Annotated in this window: 19 protein-coding genes; 8 read left to right on the plus strand and 11 right to left on the minus strand. The window is 60.7% G+C overall.

The window, feature by feature from the left end:
• Positions 1 to 26 precede the first annotated feature (26 nt).
• Both PMI11_RS13990 and PMI11_RS13995 read right to left on the minus strand, forming a co-directional pair.
• Entirely contained in the window at positions 27 to 218 is a 192-nt protein-coding gene (locus PMI11_RS13990) for a CsbD family protein (protein ID WP_007818007.1), read from the minus strand.
• A gap of 87 nt (positions 219 to 305) precedes the next feature.
• Positions 306 to 911, minus strand: a complete 606-nt coding sequence (locus tag PMI11_RS13995; protein WP_007818010.1) for a YqgE/AlgH family protein — start codon at positions 909 to 911, stop codon at positions 306 to 308.
• A 141-nt stretch (positions 912 to 1,052) separates the two neighbouring features.
• Between PMI11_RS13995 and PMI11_RS14000 the strand changes: the two genes are divergently transcribed.
• Complete coding sequence (locus PMI11_RS14000; RefSeq protein WP_081493242.1) at positions 1,053 to 1,892, plus strand: protein-disulfide reductase DsbD domain-containing protein; 840 nt, start codon at positions 1,053 to 1,055, stop codon at positions 1,890 to 1,892.
• A gap of 70 nt (positions 1,893 to 1,962) precedes the next feature.
• Positions 1,963 to 2,448 (plus strand): peroxiredoxin, encoded by a 486-nt coding sequence (locus PMI11_RS14005; RefSeq protein WP_007818014.1) that lies wholly within the window; start codon positions 1,963 to 1,965, stop codon positions 2,446 to 2,448.
• 49 nt (positions 2,449 to 2,497) lie between these two features.
• Here PMI11_RS14005 and PMI11_RS14010 read toward each other — a convergent pair whose 3' ends face one another.
• Positions 2,498 to 2,806, minus strand: a complete 309-nt coding sequence (locus tag PMI11_RS14010; RefSeq protein ID WP_037071314.1) for a type II toxin-antitoxin system RelE/ParE family toxin — start codon at positions 2,804 to 2,806, stop codon at positions 2,498 to 2,500.
• Between the two features lies 1 nt (position 2,807).
• Entirely contained in the window at positions 2,808 to 3,059 is a 252-nt protein-coding gene (locus PMI11_RS14015) for a type II toxin-antitoxin system ParD family antitoxin (protein ID WP_348257840.1), read from the minus strand.
• Positions 3,060 to 3,185: 126 nt separating this feature from the next.
• On the opposite strand from PMI11_RS14015, the gene PMI11_RS38385 reads away from it, so the two are divergent.
• Genes PMI11_RS38385 through PMI11_RS14030 form a run of 4 tightly spaced genes read left to right on the plus strand, consistent with a single transcriptional unit; the run spans position 3,186 to position 5,835 of the window.
• The gene (locus PMI11_RS38385; protein ID WP_007818021.1) at positions 3,186 to 3,314 is read left to right on the plus strand and encodes a hypothetical protein; all 129 of its coding nucleotides are present in this window, start codon (positions 3,186 to 3,188) and stop codon (positions 3,312 to 3,314) included.
• Positions 3,311 to 4,051: a metal ABC transporter ATP-binding protein gene (locus PMI11_RS14020; RefSeq protein WP_007818023.1), complete on the plus strand. Its 741-nt coding sequence runs from the start codon at positions 3,311 to 3,313 to the stop codon at positions 4,049 to 4,051. Before PMI11_RS38385 ends, PMI11_RS14020 begins: the two co-directional genes overlap by 4 nt.
• The gene (locus PMI11_RS14025; RefSeq protein WP_007818025.1) at positions 4,048 to 4,920 is read left to right on the plus strand and encodes a metal ABC transporter permease; all 873 of its coding nucleotides are present in this window, start codon (positions 4,048 to 4,050) and stop codon (positions 4,918 to 4,920) included. The genes PMI11_RS14020 and PMI11_RS14025 overlap by 4 nt, the downstream gene beginning before the upstream one ends.
• A 15-nt stretch (positions 4,921 to 4,935) precedes the next feature.
• Positions 4,936 to 5,835, plus strand: coding sequence for a metal ABC transporter solute-binding protein, Zn/Mn family (locus tag PMI11_RS14030; RefSeq protein ID WP_007818027.1), 900 nt, complete (start codon positions 4,936 to 4,938; stop codon positions 5,833 to 5,835).
• Between the two features lie 12 nt (positions 5,836 to 5,847).
• Here PMI11_RS14030 and PMI11_RS14035 read toward each other — a convergent pair whose 3' ends face one another.
• From PMI11_RS14035 to thrC, 6 genes are all read right to left on the minus strand, one after another.
• On the minus strand, positions 5,848 to 6,156 hold the full coding sequence (locus PMI11_RS14035) for a Dabb family protein (protein WP_007818029.1): 309 nt from the start codon (positions 6,154 to 6,156) through the stop codon (positions 5,848 to 5,850).
• Between the two features lie 102 nt (positions 6,157 to 6,258).
• Positions 6,259 to 6,684 (minus strand): hypothetical protein, encoded by a 426-nt coding sequence (locus PMI11_RS14040; RefSeq protein WP_007818031.1) that lies wholly within the window; start codon positions 6,682 to 6,684, stop codon positions 6,259 to 6,261.
• 135 nt (positions 6,685 to 6,819) lie between these two features.
• Positions 6,820 to 9,732: a sensor domain-containing phosphodiesterase gene (locus PMI11_RS14045; RefSeq protein ID WP_007818033.1), complete on the minus strand. Its 2,913-nt coding sequence runs from the start codon at positions 9,730 to 9,732 to the stop codon at positions 6,820 to 6,822.
• Positions 9,729 to 10,343, minus strand: a complete 615-nt coding sequence (locus tag PMI11_RS14050; protein ID WP_007818035.1) for a GNAT family N-acetyltransferase — start codon at positions 10,341 to 10,343, stop codon at positions 9,729 to 9,731. Before PMI11_RS14050 ends, PMI11_RS14045 begins: the two co-directional genes overlap by 4 nt.
• Positions 10,344 to 10,373: 30 nt before the next feature.
• Entirely contained in the window at positions 10,374 to 11,672 is a 1,299-nt protein-coding gene (locus tag PMI11_RS14055; RefSeq protein ID WP_007818038.1) for a M16 family metallopeptidase, read from the minus strand.
• 27 nt (positions 11,673 to 11,699) lie between these two features.
• Entirely contained in the window at positions 11,700 to 13,100 is a 1,401-nt protein-coding gene (gene thrC, locus PMI11_RS14060) for a threonine synthase (protein ID WP_037071316.1), read from the minus strand.
• A gap of 274 nt (positions 13,101 to 13,374) precedes the next feature.
• On the opposite strand from thrC, the gene PMI11_RS14065 reads away from it, so the two are divergent.
• On the plus strand, positions 13,375 to 14,061 hold the full coding sequence (locus PMI11_RS14065) for a hypothetical protein (RefSeq protein WP_193385609.1): 687 nt from the start codon (positions 13,375 to 13,377) through the stop codon (positions 14,059 to 14,061).
• A gap of 131 nt (positions 14,062 to 14,192) precedes the next feature.
• Here the strand turns inward: PMI11_RS14065 and PMI11_RS14070 are convergent, their stop codons facing one another.
• Positions 14,193 to 14,882, minus strand: coding sequence for an HAD family hydrolase (locus PMI11_RS14070; protein ID WP_007818044.1), 690 nt, complete (start codon positions 14,880 to 14,882; stop codon positions 14,193 to 14,195).
• A 159-nt stretch (positions 14,883 to 15,041) separates the two neighbouring features.
• Between PMI11_RS14070 and PMI11_RS14075 the strand changes: the two genes are divergently transcribed.
• Positions 15,042 to 15,710, plus strand: a complete 669-nt coding sequence (locus PMI11_RS14075) for a GntR family transcriptional regulator (RefSeq protein WP_037071317.1) — start codon at positions 15,042 to 15,044, stop codon at positions 15,708 to 15,710.
• Positions 15,711 to 15,776: the final 66 nt, after the last annotated feature.

Here is a 15,776-nt window from a genome sequence, read left to right on the forward strand (position 1 = left end):
ATTGCACGTATGAATGAAACGGGGCGTCAGAGCCGGTCGACAGCGCCCTTCAGCTTGTCCTTGACCTTGCCGCTCGCGACCTGGGCCTTGCCCTTGGCTTCCTGCATGCCGCCCTTGGCCTGCATTTCGCGGTTGCCGGTGGCCTTGCCGGCCGCCTTCTTCGCCTTGCCGGCCATCTCGTTGACCTTGCCGGAAATCTTGTCGCCAGTGCTACCCATGTGTGTCTCCTCTTGGATCACGGACGGAGTATCCGTGTTTGCCGACGGGAAACGCGAGTGAACGAGTTTCGTTCCGGAATGATGCAGTCAGGCGTGACCGGCTTCGGCCGAAAGCATGGCAGGCGTGATACCCATGCTGGCAAGCGCCCGCTCATACTTGTCATCGAGGCAGCGATCGAAGATCAGCTCCTCATTGGCCGCGCAATTGAGCCAGCCATTGGATGCCACCTCGTTTTCGAGCTGGCCCGCACCCCAGGAGGAATAGCCGAGCAGCATGGTGGCCCGCTTGGGGCCGCCGCCCTTGGAGATGGCGCGCACGATATCGAGCGTCGCCGTCAGGCAGATATCGTCGCTGACGGGGATGGAGGAGTCGCTGACATAATCGTCGGAATGCAACACGAAACCACGACCGCTCTCGACCGGCCCACCGGTCTGGATCGGAAACTCCCGCGCATCTTTCGGTAGCACGATGGAATCTTCCTGCTTGATCATGTCGAGATGCAGCAGGACATCGGTGAAGGTCAGGCTCTGCGGGCGATTGATGACGAAGCCCATGGCCCCTGCATCCGAGTGGGCGCAGATATAAATCACTGTGCGCGCGAAGTTGCGATCCTCCATGCCGGGCATGGCGATCAGGAACTGACCGTCGAAAAATCCGCGTTCCCGTCTGTTCTTCAGCGTTGCTAGGGACATGGTTCCTCCTGCCGCCAGACCGCACAAAGGCTCCGACAAGAGAAACATGGGGCAATGTCACAAATCAATCAACTGAAAATGAAGATTTATATGGGCGGGACTTCTGGCGGCAATTGGCAAGTTTCGGTAAACCCTTGTTCCATGACAGTTATTTCATTGCTCGCGCGCGCGCCATTAATTGCAGTCATTTCGGCTGCGTCGATACTTGGATTGCTGTGTCAGGCGCATGCGGAAATGAGCGACTGGGCGGAGAACGAAGGCGGCCGGATGCGTCTCGTGGCGCTGCCGCCGGACGCTGCTGGCCATATAAGGGCAGGCTTGCAGATTGAGCCGAAGCCTGGCTGGATCACCTATTGGCGTGAACCGGGCAATAACGGCATCCCGCCGCAGATCACCATCGCACCGCAAAGCGGCGTCACGCTGGACGCCATTTCCTATCCCGTTCCGAAACATATCTCCAGCGGCAAGGTCGAGGATATCGGCTATGAGGCGCCGGTGACGCTGCCATTATCGCTGACGGTTTCGAAAGTGGGACCGGTCGTTCTCGACGCCACCGCTTTCATCGGCATCTGCAAGGATATTTGCATTCCTTTCCAGGCGCAGCTTTCATTGAAACTCGGTACTGCCGCCCAGTCGCGCCCGCAGGAGGAGATGATTCTTCAGAGCGCCGCTGCCCGCCTTCCCGAAGCGCAGTCTGCCGATTTCGAGGTCGTGGCACACGCGATGTCACCCGACCTGAAGCAACTCTCGCTGAAGGTTACTCTGCCGGAAGCAGGGAATGGAACGCCCGAAATCATCGTCACCGGCCCGAGCGGCTATGCTTTCACCAAGCAGATGAATGTGGGGCGCAGCGGCAAGGCCTATTCTGCCGATATCGCCATCGGAAAGCTGCCGAAAAATTACGATATCAAGGGCAAGCGGTGGGGAGTGCTCATCGTTGACGGTGCCCGCGCCATGGAAACCACGCTTGCCTTTGATTGACCGCATCTTATAGTCCGTCTCAATCCCTATGCGGTCTTGCCGCAACCAGCCAGAACCGAGGAGAAAATCCATGACCATCGCGATCGGCGACAAGCTTCCTGCCGCCACCTTCAAGGAAAAGACCACCGACGGCCCGGTCGAAACCACCACCGAGCAGCTCTTTGCCGGCAAGCGCGTCGTGCTCTTCGCCGTACCCGGCGCTTTTACGCCCACCTGTTCGCTGAACCACCTGCCGGGCTATCTGGAAAACCGCGATGCCATCCTCGCCAAGGGCGTCGACGATATCGCCGTTCTCGCCGTCAACGACTGGCATGTCATGGGCGCCTGGGCGCAGTCTTCGGGCGGCCTTGGCAAGATCCACTTCCTCGCCGACTGGGATGCCGGCTTCACCAAGGCAGTCGGTCTCGATGCCGATCTCTCCGGCGGCGGCCTCGGCGTTCGCTCCAAGCGCTATTCCATGCTGGTCGAGGACGGCGTCGTGAAGTCGCTCAACGTCGAGGAATCGCCCGGCCAGGCAACGGTTTCCGGTGCTGCGGCGATGCTCGAACAGCTCTGAGCTGGAGGCGCATCACTGATTATGTTAAAGGCGCCTTTGGGCGCCTTTTTCAATGTCGGTCGTTCAAATGCGCATCGATATCACGATGGCCTTCGAGGATGTGCAGTACCTCGAATACATTGTCGATATAGCGGAAGATGATGATGTAGCCGTGGTACGCAAAACTTCGAATGCCGTGACCGAGCTCTGGCCTCAGTCTTCCCATCTGTCCCGGTAGTGCCGCCAATGTCCTGCATTTTCGCCGCAACGTTGCGACGAATTCTGCTCCGACCATGCGGTCGCCGCTTTGAAGGGTAATGAATTCGAGAATATCGATCAGCTCGGAAGCAGCACTCGGTGAAATCCGAAGCTTTGCCAAGTCAATAGCCTTTCGCTTTGAGCTCGGCCATCTTTGCATCGAGAGAGGCGTCCAACTCCTCTTCCGTTACTTCCCCGCCTTCGGCGATCGATTTCTGGATAATATATCTAAGGTCGGCGAGCTTCGCTTCCCGCTCCTCCACGAGCCGCAGTCCTTCGCGCACCACTTCGCTAGCCGAGCCGTAGCGGCCGTCTTTGACCGCCTGCTCGACGAATTTTTCCCAGCGTTCACCAATGGACACGTTCATAGCCATCGTCTCCGTTCAATCTCAATAACAAAAAATGCGCATTAAATAGCATTGCGTCAAGAGCGCATTCGCCTCATTCTTGCCGTATTTGTTATAACATAACCGTAATGTTATTACATATAAGGAATTAACATGCCGCCTGTCCCTGAACGTTTCGTCATCAGTCTCCTCGGGCAATCGGCGCTACTGCGTGCAGGCGGCGCAGTCATCGTCACCGCCCTTCTCTGGCTTGCCATCCACTGGGCGATCCTGCTGCCATGAGCGCGCCAGTCATCCGCCTCGACAATCTGACGGTCTCCTACGATCGTCATCCTGCGGTCCATCATCTCTCCGGCACGTTCGAGCCCGGCAGCCTGACGGCAATCGCCGGGCCGAATGGGGCGGGGAAATCCACGTTGCTGAAGGCGATCATGGGGGAGCTGCGTCCTGCCGAAGGGCGGGTGGAGCACCGGCTGCAACGCACCGACTTCGGCTATCTTCCGCAGGCGGCGGAGATCAACAGGCGTTTCCCGATCTCGGTGCTGGATACTGTGCTGCTCGGAAGCTGGCGTTCGGCCGGTGCCTTTGGCCGCATCGCAAAGCAAGACGCCGCATGTGCCCGCGACGCACTCGCCACCGTCGGTCTGGAAGGGTTCGAAAAGCGCCATATCGGCTCGCTTTCGGCCGGCCAGTTCCAGCGCGTGCTCTTCGCCCGCCTGCTGCTGCAGGATGCGCGCATCATCCTGCTTGACGAACCCTTCACCGCCATCGATGCCCGCACGACGAGGGATCTACTCGATATCGTCGTCCGCTGGCATGGCGACGGGCGGACAGTGATTGCTGTGCTCCATGATTTCGAACAGGTGAGGGCGCATTTCCCGGAAACCTTGCTGCTCGCCCGCCGGCTGATCGGCTGGGGGCCGACGCAGGAGGTCATGTCATCTGCCAATCTTCTGCAGGCCCGCGCCATGGCCGAACGCTGGGATGAGGATGCCGAAGCCTGTGAGCCGGCGGCATGACGGCCTACGATATCTTCTTCGCTCCCTTTGCCGATTACGGCTTCATGCGCCGCGCGCTCGTCGCCTGCCTGTGCCTTGGTCTCGGCTCCGGCCCCATCGGTGTTTTCCTGATGCTTCGCCGCATGAGCCTCATGGGAGACGCAATGAGCCATGCCGTGCTGCCTGGTGCTGCGGTCGGCTATCTCGTTGCCGGTTCGCTGTCGCTGACGGCAATGGGTATCGGTGGTCTCGTAGCAGGTCTTTCCGTTGCGCTGCTATCAGGCGTCGTCAGCCGCATGACCGTGCTGCAGGAGGATGCGAGTTTCGCAAGCTTCTATCTGGCATCACTGGCCTTGGGTGTCCTCATCGTCTCCTTGCGGGGCTCCAACATCGATCTGCTGCATGTACTTTTCGGCACGATCCTTGCCATCGACGCGCCGGCGCTGACGCAGATCGGCGCCATCACGTCGGTTACATTGCTGGCGCTCGCGATCGTCTACCGCCCGCTGGTCGCGGAATGTTTTGATCCGGGCTTCCTGCGCGCCGTCGGCGGGCGCGGGCCGGCCTATCATTTCCTCTTTCTGCTGCTTGTGGTGCTGAACCTTGTCGCGAGCTTCCAGGCGCTTGGCACGCTGATGGCCGTCGGCCTGATGATGCTGCCGGCGGCGATCGCCCAGCTCTGGTCCCGCAATCTGCCGGCCATGATGATCATTGCGGCGGCAAGTGCTGCGGCATCCGGCTATCTCGGGCTCATTGCCTCCTATCATCTCGAACTCGCCTCCGGTCCGACGATCATCATGACGGCGGCGCTGCTCTACGGCCTCTCCATTTTCTTCGCGTCGTCGGGCCTTGCCCGGCGCTTCTTCCCCCGCCCGCATCTGAAGGGCTGATTACAGGAGACATCGATGTTACCTAGCAGACTGCTTCTCTCCGCTGCATTGCCCGTACTAATGACGCTTTCGGCTGTGCCGGCTTCGGCTGAAACGCTGAAGGTCGTTGCGTCCTTCACCGTGCTTGCCGATGTCGTCCGACAGGTCGGCGGCGATCACGTCAAGGTCACGAGCCTCGTCGGTCCGAACGGCGACCCCCATGAGTTCGAGCCGTCGCCGGCCGATGCCAAGGCGCTGAATGCTGCAAAAGTCACCTTCGTCAGCGGCGAGGGGCTGGAAGGCTGGATGGATCGCCTCATCACCGCCTCCGGCTACAAGGGAAATCCGGTCACAGTGTCCGAAGGCATCAACACCCGCACGATGGAAGAGGATGGTAAAACCGTCACCGATCCGCATGTCTGGAACAGCCCTGTCAATGTGAAGGTCTGGGTCGCCAATATCGAGAAGGCGCTTTCCGCAGCCGATCCGGCCGATGCCGCGGCCTATAAGGCGAATGCCGAGAAATACACTAGGAAGCTTGAAGAACTGGACACCTATGCACATTCCAAGTTCGACAAGATCGCCAATGATCGCCGCAAGGTGCTGACCAGCCACGATGCCTTCGGCTATTTCGGACGGGAATACAACGTCAGCTTCTTGGCACCCCTCGGCCTCTCCACCGAAAGCGAAGCGTCGGCCGCCGACGTTGCCAAGCTGATCGAGCAGATCAAGCAGGAACACGTGAAAACCTATTTCTTCGAGAACTCCAACGATCCGCGCCTCGTCAAGCAGGTTGCCACTGCGACGGGCGCCGAGCCGGGCGGCGAGCTCTACGTCGAATCTCTCTCGGACTCGAAAGGCCCGGCCCCGACCTACGAGAAGATGTTCCGCTACAATGTCGACCAGCTCTCCGCAGCTATGGCGAAGTCGAGCTGAGCTGACGGGATCTTAGAGAACGAGATCGAAGACCAGGAGGCCAGCCAGGCCTCCATCCGTCGACGAGACGATGCGCTCGCCGACGGTCACATGCTCGGGATGCACAAGATAGGTATCACGAGCCTCGGGACTTTCGAAGGTCACGGCAAAGCCGTCGACGAAACCGCCATGCAGCCCTTCGGGCGAAACATTCGGCCCGTATTTTATGTCAAGAATTCCCGGGATCACCTGCTTCAGCGCCACGATGGCGTCGAACAGCGCCTGCTTATCGTCAGGTGTCATGGCGCTCTTCAGCCGCATGAATACGCAGTGCAGGATCATAAGGTACCTCCCGATATATTTTTGGGCAGAATAGCGACGAAAACGGCAAGGGCAACGATATTTCGCGCCCGCAGCCGCCAGACCTGTCGAAGGCCAGCCAGCCTACATCTGGTCCGCCACCGCCACCGGGCGGTTGTAGATCTTGCGGACGAGATCATGGGACAAGGCACGGGCCGCCGCCTTCTGCTCTTCCGTCATCGGCCTGCAGGTATCCTTGAGGTTGGAGCCGTCGATCACGGTCGCGGCCCCGGAATTGGCGATCACGATATGCCAGCTGCAAGCGGCTACCTTGTCGATGATCACGGCGCCCCGGCAACCGGTGGAGAGGCAGAAGGCCACGGTCACCTGCGCGCCATGATCGCCCTTATGGGCCAGCGCATAGGCGGCCGTGAAATCCTTCTTCAATTTTTCACAGCGCGCCGGCGCTGCTGCCGCCAGGCAGCTCAGCGCTGGCGGATGAATTTCGGCGGCGTAGACCGGAGAGACGCAAAAGGCGCCCATCGAGAGGGCGAGCAGAATCTTGAGCATCGGATTTTCCTTGTTACGCTGAGGCAGAGGCGCATATCGGCGGCCAATGGTCAATGGCCGCCGCAGGCAAGGAAAGCCGTATCGATCCAAGAGGTGCCAATCCCTCGGAAAAATCCGATGAAACAGGCTTTGGGATCAGGCTCGCTTCGTCAGCGGAAACCGTTCCCTCAGCAGCCGCAGCACCGATTCCGACGGCATCGGCGGGCCGAAGAGATAGCTCTGGCCGTAGCTGCAGCCCATCTTGGCAAGCTCGATCGCATCCTCGTTGGACTCGATGCCTTCGGCCACCACCTTCATGTCCAGCTCGCGCGCCATGGCAATCACCGATTTCAAGATCGTCGCCTTCTTGTCGCTGTTGTCGCGCACCAGCGCCTTGTCGAGCTTGATCGTGTCGAAGGGGAAGCGGGTCAGGTAGGCGAGCGAGGAATAGCCGGTGCCGAAATCGTCGAGAGCCAGGCCAAGGCCGGCCTCTTTCAGCTTTTGCAGCACGAGGCGCGCCTGTTCCGGGTTCTCCATCACCATGGATTCCGTCAGTTCCAGCTTCAGCCGCGAAGGATCGCAATGGGTCTTAGCCAGTACCGAACGGACGTCGTCGTAAAGATCGTTGTTGAGAAGCTGCACGCTCGACAGGTTGATGGAGACGAAGATCGGCAGTTCGCCGGTCTGGTTCTGCCACCCCATCAGGTCGTTGGTCGCCTGCTCCAGCGCGAAGATGCCGAGCGCACCGATAATGTCGGACGCTTCGGCGATCGGGATGAATTCGGACGGCGGGATATTGCCGCGCTTGGGATGTTCCCAGCGCATCAGCGCCTCGAAGCCGGCAATTTCGACATCCTCCAGCCGCGCAATCGGCTGGTAGACCATCGAAAGTTCCTTGCGCTCGATGGCGCGGCGCAGGTCCGATTCAAGCTGCAGGCGGTCGGTGCCGAAATCACGGAAAGCCGGCTGGAACGGTTCCACACGATTGCCGCCAGCGCGTTTGGCCCGGTACATGGCAAGCTCGGCGTCGCTGAGCAGACCCGACGCGCTCTCCTGCTGGTCCACCCAGGAGGTGAGGCCGATCGAGGCGGTCAGGATGATCTCGCGGTTGGAGAAGTTGATCGGCACCATGATCGCCTTGCTCATCGCATCGGCGAAATCGGCAACCTTGGCCGGATCATGCTCGGAAACGAGGATGAGGCCGAACTGGTCGCCGGAAAGGCGGGCCAGCGTATCCTGCGGTTTCAGGAGGCGGCGCAGGCGGCGGGTGAGCGCGATCAGGATATTGTCACCGGCCGCGACACCGAGGGAATCATTGACCAGCTTGTAGCGGTCGATGTCGATCACCATGACGGTCGGGCGCAGCGTCTCGCCGCCCGGCGCCAGCGTAAGCACCGACTGCAGGCGGTCGATGAAGACCTGCCGGTTCGGCAGGCCCGTCAGGTTGTCGTGCAGCGCATCGTGTAGCAGCCGCTCGACGGAATTCTTCTGTTCTGTCACGTCGACGATCGTGCCGACGCAGCGGATGATCTCGCCATTCGAGCCGAGTACTGGCCGGGCGCGGATCAAGAGCCAGTGGAAGTGCCCGTCTTCGGCGCGGATGCGGAACTCATGGTTCAGCCGCCCGCGGCGATGTTCCAGCAGCACGTCCAGCGTCGCCCGGAAACGATCGCGATCGTCAGGGTGTAGCCGTGGCAACCAGTTGCGCGCCGCGCCATGCATCGTACCCGGTGAAAGCCCGAGCTTGACGGAAACATCGGGAATGGTGACGACACGATCGCGCGCCACATCCCAGTCCCAGACCATGTCGCCCGAGCCCGTCAGCGCCAGCGACTGGCGCTCGAGATCGGAGAATAGCCCCTGCTGGAAAGCGCCGCCGGCAAAGGCATGCTGCATGACGGTAAAGCCGATCAAGAGCACGATGAGAACGAGGCCACCGCCGAGTGCCGGCTGGATGATGTCATTGTCGAGCCGGCCGGTGATCGTCATCCACGCGCCGAACAGCCAGACGAGCGTCAGCGCCCATGCCGGCACGAGCAGGATGGCTCGGTCATAGCGGTTGAAGCCGAGATAGATGATCAGCAGCAGGCCGGTCGCCGCCGTCAGCGCGAAGGATAGCCGCGCAATGCCGGCCGCAATCGACGGATCGTAGATCGCAACGCCGAACAGAAGGGCAAGACCGAGAACCCAGGCAAGCGTGGCATAGCCGAGATGCACATGCCATCGGTTTAGATTGAGATAGGTGAACAGGAAGATGACGAAACTGGAGGCGAGCGCAACCTCCGCACAGGCGCGCCATATTCGTTGATCCGCCGAGGCGACGCTGATCAGCTTTCCGAGAAAGCCAAAGTCGACGCAGATATAGCCAAGCACCGCCCAGGCGAGTGCCGCCGTCGCCGGCAGCATCGAGGTTCCCTTCACGACAAAGAGGATCGTCAGGAAGACAGCGAGCAGGCCGGCAATGCCGAGCACGATACCGCGATAGAGCGTGAAGGCGTTGATCGTGTCCTTGTAGGCATCCGGCTCCCACAGATAGATCTGCGGCAGGTCGGGTGTGGCAAGCTCGGCAACGAAAGTGATGACGGCGCCAGGGTTCAGCGTGATGCGAAAGACATCGGCCTCGTCACTCGGCTGACGGTCGAGCGCAAAACCTTCGCTCGGCGTGATCGCAATAATGCGCTGCGAGCCGAGATCGGGCCAGAACAGCTTGGAATTGACGAGACGGAAGTGCGGCGCGACGATGACGCGCTCGAGCTGTTCTTCCGAAACATTGGCGAGCGCAAAGACCGCCCAGTCGCCCTGATGGTTTTCCGAGCTTGCGCGCACTTCGATACGCCGGCGGATACCATCGGCGCCGGCGGCGGTGGAAACCTGGAAGGCCTCGCCCTGGTTGGCGTAGATTTCAGTCGTGGCAGTCAGGTCCAGCGCAGTATCGTCGCGGGAAATCTTAACCGGTTCGGCCGCCTGCACGGTTCCCGCCGCAAGGGCGAATACCGACAGGAGAAGGGCTGCGATCACCGCGATCACTCGTCCGGACGGTGACGTCAGCAGCATGCGGTCTTTGTTCATCGGCTGTTGGGTTTCCTGCCTGTATCCGCGTCACTGGCCAAGCGTGAAAACATCACGTGATCATGCCACTGACCGTTGATCTTCAAATATCCGCGCAGGTAGCCTTCCCGCTGGAACCCGGCTTTCTCAAGCAGGCGAATGCTCCGTGCGTTGTCTGGAATACAGGCTGCTTCGATACGGTGCAACTCAAGCCCTGTGAAGATATAGGGAATAACCAATTGAAGTGCGGCGAACATATGTCCTTGGCCGGCATGACGCTCGCCCATCCAGTAGCCGATCATGCAGCTTTGGGCGGCTCCCCGGCGGATATAGCCGATGGTGATGCCGCCGACGAGCGTCATATCCTTCCTTAGAAAAATGAAGAGCGGGATCGCCTGTCCCGAGGCATATTCCTGCTTGCCGCGGATCACCCGGGCGCGAAACGAGCCTTCGGTCAGCTCGTCGCGCCGCCATGTCGGCTCCCAGGGTTCCAGAAAACGGCGGCTGTCGGCGCGCAGCCGGTGCCACTGGTTGAAATCCTGGTAGCGCGGCAGGCGCAGGACATATTTATCGTTTTCGAGTTCGACCGCTTCAGGCTGTCGCGAAAGGAACCGAAAAACCGATTTTGGCATCGATAACCCCCGGCGCAACGTATGTGTCGGTCAGCGGCTTGCCTGCTTCGTCTTCGGTGCCGGAACCGAAAGCGAGGCGGTGATGTCTTCCATCGGGGCAAGCTGCTCGAGCGGACCGATCGCCGAAAGCGTCGGGACGGTATCGTAGAAAAGGCGACCGGCAAGATCGGTCAGGCGCTCGATGGTGATGCCCTCCAGCCGCTCCATCATCTCCGGATTGGAGATCGGACGACCATAGAGCATCATCTGTCGGGCGATCTGGCCGGCGCGGGCAGCGGGGCTTTCCTGGCCCATGAGAAGCTGGGCGCGGATCTGCGCCCGGGCGCGTTCGATTTCCTTCTGGTCGATATTGTCCGCCGACTTGTGCAACTCGTCGATGATGACGGGCACCAGTTCCGGCAGGTTCTCGCCACCGGTCGCGGCATGGATGCCGAAGATGCCGGTATCGGAAAAGCCCCAGTGAAAGGCGTAGACCGAATAACAGAGGCCGCGAAACTCGCGCACCTCCTGGAAGAGGCGTGAAGACATGCCGCCGCCGAGGATATTGGCGAGGATCTGTGAGCAGTAGAAATCGCGGGCATGGTAGGCCTTGCCCTCGAAACCGAGCAGTATCTGCGCGTCCATGAGGTCGCGCGGCTCGCGCACATTGCCGCCGATATAGCGTGCAGCCTCCATGACCGGCGGAGCATTGGGCGCTGTCGGCAGGCCAGCAAAGCGGTCTTCGACCATGCGCACGAATTCGTCATGCTCGACGGCGCCGGTTGCGACCACGAACATCCGGTCGGTCGTGTAGTTGCGGCCGAGATAGGTACGGATCTGCTGCGGCGTGAAAGAAACGACGGTCTCCGGCGTGCCGAGGATCGGCCTGCCGAGCGTCTGGCCACGATAGGCGACCTCGGAGAAACGGTCGAAGACGACGTCGTCGGGCGTGTCGTTGGCCGCGTTAATCTCCTGCAGGATGACTTGCTTCTCACGCTCCAGCTCTTCTTCCTCGAAGGCGGATTCCGTCAGGATATCGGCGAGGATATCGACGGCGAGCGGTACGTGGTCTTTGAGAACGCGAGCATAATAAGAGGTCGTCTCTGTGGAGGTCGCGGCGTTCACTTCGCCACCGACATCCTCGATTTCCTCGGCGATCTCACGGGCGGAACGTCGTGCGGTTCCCTTGAAGGCCATATGTTCGAGCAGGTGGGCAATGCCGTGTTCGTCTTCCGTCTCGTTGCGCGAACCTGATTTGATCCAGACTCCGAGCGCAGCGCTTTCAAGGTGCGGCATGGTCTGTGTGACTACTGTCAGCCCGGATTTGAGCCGGGTGCACTCAACTGTCATGTGCTATCTTTCTGCGCCTGCCGTCATCTAGCTGCGGGCATGCTTGCCGATAAAGGTTTCAACCGCTTTGAGCTCGGGCTCGATGATCTGGAAGCGCTCCTCCCTGTGCATCACATCAGCAAGCCACGTCGGAAGCGCCGGGTCAATACCGGAGGCAGATTTTACGGCAGCCGGGAATTTCGCCGGATGCGCAGTGGCAAGCGTCACCATCGGGGTATTCGGCTTTTCCCGCTTGGCGGCCACGAAGACGCCGATCGCCGAATGCGGATCGAGCAAATAGCCGGTTTCCGCATAGGTCTTGCGGATCGTTTCCGCCACCTGGCGCTCGCTTGCGCGGCCGGCGCGGAAATCCTTCTTGATGAATTTCAGCGCTTCGGGCGAGATCTCGAAACCATTGGATTGCTTGAGGCTTTCCATGGCGGCGCGAACCTTGGAGGCGTCGCGGTCATAGGCCTCGAACAGCAGCCGCTCGAAATTGGAGGATATCTGGATATCCATGGAGGGAGAGGTCGTGGCCTTCACCGCTTTCATGTCATAACGGCCGGTCTTCAGCGTCCGCGCCAGGATATCGTTCTCATTGGTGGCGATGACGAGCTTGTCGATCGGCAGGCCCATGCGCTTGGCACAATAGCCGGCGAAGATATCGCCGAAATTCCCAGTCGGTACCGTGAAGGAGATCTTCCGGTCCGGTCCGCCGAGTGCGACCGCTGCCGTGAAATAATAGACGATCTGGGCCATGATGCGCGCCCAGTTGATCGAGTTGACACCCGAGAGCTTCACCTTGTCGCGGAAGGCAGCGTCGTTGAACATCGCTTTGACGAGGTTCTGGCAGTCGTCGAAATTGCCTTCGACCGCGAGCGCATGCACATTGCCTGATGTCGACGTCGTCATCTGCCGCTGCTGTACCGGCGAAACCTTGCCATGCGGGAATAGGATGAAGATGTCGGTGCGCTCGCGGCCGGCAAAGGCGTCTATCGCAGCGCCACCCGTATCGCCCGAGGTGGCGCCGACGATGGTCGCCCGCTCGCCGCGCTTTTCGAGCGCGTAATCCATCAGGCGGGCAAGAAGCTGCATCGCCACATCCTTGAAGGCGAGCGTCGTGCCGTGGAAGAGTTCCATCACGAAACTGTTCGGGCCGGTCTGTACCAGCGGCGCGATCGCCGGATGGCGGAAGGTGCCATAGGCTTCGTCGATCATCGCCCGGAAGGTCTCATCGGGGATCTCGCCATTGGTGAAGGGCGAAAGGATGGTGAAGGCGATCTCCTGATAGGTCTTGCCGCGCAGCACCCGGATTTCCTTCTTGGAAAAACTCGGCCATTTGCGGGGAACGTAGAGCCCGCCATCGCGCGCCAGCCCTGCCAGAAGGGCGTCGCAAAAGCCGAGGGAAGGGGCCTCGCCGCGGGTCGAGATATAGTCCACGTTCGTCATCCTTGATCTATGGCTGGAGAAATTCGGCGCGCAAACGGGACGCTGCCGTTCGGCCGAAAAGAGGGGGCTTAACGGCCTGTCGGGGCAGTGTCGCAGGTATCCTATTGAAGTTGCCCGCATCCGGCGCCGAAAAGTGCATCAAAACGGTGCTTACCCAATCGATTTTTCTTTGCGCCGCTGATATAGACCATCGCCAACTGTCATGAAAGGCCTTGCGCGAAAGTCGCAAGAACCTACAGGAACCTAGAAGAAAAGCGTTTGCAAGGGGTGGAATATCGTGCTCGGCAAGGTCTCTCGTCTCATCGTTTCCGCATCCCTTCTTGCGGCTCTTGCCGGCTGCAATTCGCTCGGCCTCGGCGGCGATAGCAAGCCTGAAGCCGCGAGTGCGAGCAGCGGCCCCGCTCCGCTTCAGCCGAACGGCAATGCCCAGATCATGCCGGTCGCGCCGACCAATCCTTCGTCGAACCAGGCCCCGATCGGCACCGGCGTTACCGCGCAAGGAACGGTCGCGCCTGTTGTGCAGGGGGCATGCCCGCAGATCTTCATGCGTGACCAGGACGCGATCTACCGCACCTATGCGAAAGGTGCGAAGACCGGTGATCCGCAGCAAGTGGTCTTCCAGGCATCTTTCGGCGACTATAGCCGCCAGTGCATGCTCAACGACACAGCACTCTCCATGACCGTCGTGGCGCAGCTTCGTCTTGTTGCCGGCCCCGGCGGCACGCCAGGCCCGGTCACGCTGCCGATCCGCATCTCGGTGCTGGACGGACAGGACGTCCTGTCGTCCGAAGTCGTCAACTTCGCGACGCAGATCCCGGCCGGCGCGCCGGCCACGCAGGTCATCTTCCGCCATGAGGGCATCAAGATGCCGGTCGGCTCCGGGGCGCTGGTCCGAGTCAATGTCGGCTTCGACAATCAGCCCGCCAAGAACGTCAAAAACGCCAAGAAGAAAAGCAGCTGAGGCGCCGGCTGCTGACAATCGCTCAGCCCTAGCGGCTTCGCAAAGGCGGGCGCCCCTCCGCAAACAAAAACTCGTTGCGTGAATAAGAGCTGCCGCTTCTTGGAGGCATCAGGGCAGCGAAGCTGCTGCCCTTAGAGCACGCCTTCCCACTCTGCCAATGCGGCGACAACGCCTGGCAGATCGTTCATGCGGGAAATCACCGTCTCCGCGCCCGCATCCGTCAGCCTATCAGCATGCGAGGGATAGGTGTGCGAGCCGCCGGTGAAGCCGATCACCCGCATGCCGGCAGCGCGTGCAGCATGAACGCCATGTGTGGAATCTTCGACGACGACGGTCCTGGAGGGAGAAACGCCCATCTGGCTTGCGCCGTGCAGGAAAATATCGGGCTTCGGCTTGGCGCGATCGGGGCCGAGATCCTTGGCGGAGAAGATATTGGGCGCAAAGAGTTGCTTCAAACCGACCTTGCCCAGCATCATGTCAAGCCGCCGGCTTGAGGAGTTCGAGCAGATGCAGCGCTTCATAGAGAGGCGGCTGACGGCGAATTCGACGCCGGGAATGGCCTGGACTTCCTGTTCGAGCCTGATGTCCAGAAGCTTCTGCGACTGATCGAGCAGCGATGCCGAGATCGGAATGCTGGCTTCCCGTTCGATCTGGAAGAGGATGTCCTGCCATGTGAGGCCGGCGAAGCGCTCATTCATTTCCTCGACGCTGATCGGATAGCCTGCTTCCGTCAGCAGCTTGGATTCAACATCCGCTGCAATGATCTCGGAATCGACCAGAACGCCGTCGCAGTCGAAGATGATGAGGTCGAAGCCGTCCATATACTCATGCCTTGTTTGGGGATGATGGGGCTTTACACGATGGCCGCCGAAAGCTCAACCGACGACGGGGCATGGCTGGATTGCGCCGTGCGGGCGGCTTTGCGGTAACGGCTGTCATACGACCTCGACAAGCCCTGCAGGGCTCGCTACTTGATGACAATGAGCAGGGAGCCTGAAGACACCATCACCGCGCGCATTGCCCGCGTGCTTGCAGAGCGCATCGTGCATGGCGAACTCGCGCCCGGCGCCCGTCTTCGGCAGGACCATATTGCCGAGGAATTCGAGACCAGCCATGTACCCGTGCGCGAGGCCTTTCGCCGGCTCGAAGCGCAGGGTCTGGCAATCAGCGAGCCGCGCCGTGGTGTGCGCGTCGCCTCCTTCGATCTCGCCGAAGTGCGCGAAGTGGCGGAAATGCGCGCCGCCCTCGAAGTGCTCGCCCTGAAGCACGCCATCCGCCACCTGACGCCCGCCATCCTCGATGCCGCGGAAGAGGCGACGCGTGAGGGCGATGCAGCTGCCGATGTCCATGCCTGGGAAGAGGCAAACCGCCGTTTTCACCGCTTGATCCTTACCCCTTGCGCCATGCCGCGCCTGCTGGCTTCGATCGACGACCTGCACGCGGCAAGCGCCCGCTTCCTGTTTTCGGCCTGGCGTTCGGGTTGGGAGAAGCGCACGGATCACGACCATCGCGCCATTCTTGCCGCACTTCGCCAGGGCAAGTCGGAGGAGGCTGCCGCCATCCTGCAGAAGCATGTGCAGTGGATCGGACGCGCTCCGCAGCCCGCCCAGAAGGGCAGCGAGCGGGAAGCCTTTGCCATCGTCGGCTAAATTGCAAAAAACTATAGATAATTTAGGAGTGCGGGAAACGTCCTGATTTTCAGGCTATCCGGTGTA

The organism is Rhizobium sp. CF142 (assembly GCF_000281145.1).
Taxonomy (GTDB): domain Bacteria; phylum Pseudomonadota; class Alphaproteobacteria; order Rhizobiales; family Rhizobiaceae; genus Rhizobium.

What these genes read in the sequence shown, in the direction of transcription:
- PMI11_RS14005 (WP_007818014.1), top strand. Translation starts at nt 1,963, where the DNA reads ATGACCATCGCGATCGGCGACAAGCTTCCTGCCGCCACCTTCAAGGAA.
- PMI11_RS13995 (WP_007818010.1), bottom strand. Translation starts at nt 911, where the DNA reads ATGTCCCTAGCAACGCTGAAGAACAGACGGGAACGCGGATTTTTCGAC.
- PMI11_RS14050 (WP_007818035.1), bottom strand. Translation starts at nt 10,343, where the DNA reads ATGCCAAAATCGGTTTTTCGGTTCCTTTCGCGACAGCCTGAAGCGGTC.
- PMI11_RS14030 (WP_007818027.1), top strand. Translation starts at nt 4,936, where the DNA reads ATGTTACCTAGCAGACTGCTTCTCTCCGCTGCATTGCCCGTACTAATG.
- PMI11_RS14020 (WP_007818023.1), top strand. Translation starts at nt 3,311, where the DNA reads ATGAGCGCGCCAGTCATCCGCCTCGACAATCTGACGGTCTCCTACGAT.
- thrC (WP_037071316.1), bottom strand. Translation starts at nt 13,100, where the DNA reads ATGACGAACGTGGACTATATCTCGACCCGCGGCGAGGCCCCTTCCCTC.
- PMI11_RS14045 (WP_007818033.1), bottom strand. Translation starts at nt 9,732, where the DNA reads ATGAACAAAGACCGCATGCTGCTGACGTCACCGTCCGGACGAGTGATC.
- PMI11_RS14055 (WP_007818038.1), bottom strand. Translation starts at nt 11,672, where the DNA reads ATGACAGTTGAGTGCACCCGGCTCAAATCCGGGCTGACAGTAGTCACA.
- PMI11_RS14025 (WP_007818025.1), top strand. Translation starts at nt 4,048, where the DNA reads ATGACGGCCTACGATATCTTCTTCGCTCCCTTTGCCGATTACGGCTTC.
- PMI11_RS14015 (WP_348257840.1), bottom strand. Translation starts at nt 3,059, where the DNA reads ATGGCTATGAACGTGTCCATTGGTGAACGCTGGGAAAAATTCGTCGAG.
- PMI11_RS14035 (WP_007818029.1), bottom strand. Translation starts at nt 6,156, where the DNA reads ATGATCCTGCACTGCGTATTCATGCGGCTGAAGAGCGCCATGACACCT.
- PMI11_RS14070 (WP_007818044.1), bottom strand. Translation starts at nt 14,882, where the DNA reads ATGGACGGCTTCGACCTCATCATCTTCGACTGCGACGGCGTTCTGGTC.
- PMI11_RS14000 (WP_081493242.1), top strand. Translation starts at nt 1,053, where the DNA reads ATGACAGTTATTTCATTGCTCGCGCGCGCGCCATTAATTGCAGTCATT.
- PMI11_RS14040 (WP_007818031.1), bottom strand. Translation starts at nt 6,684, where the DNA reads ATGCTCAAGATTCTGCTCGCCCTCTCGATGGGCGCCTTTTGCGTCTCT.
- PMI11_RS13990 (WP_007818007.1), bottom strand. Translation starts at nt 218, where the DNA reads ATGGGTAGCACTGGCGACAAGATTTCCGGCAAGGTCAACGAGATGGCC.
- PMI11_RS14075 (WP_037071317.1), top strand. Translation starts at nt 15,042, where the DNA reads ATGAGCAGGGAGCCTGAAGACACCATCACCGCGCGCATTGCCCGCGTG.
- PMI11_RS38385 (WP_007818021.1), top strand. Translation starts at nt 3,186, where the DNA reads ATGCCGCCTGTCCCTGAACGTTTCGTCATCAGTCTCCTCGGGCAATCG.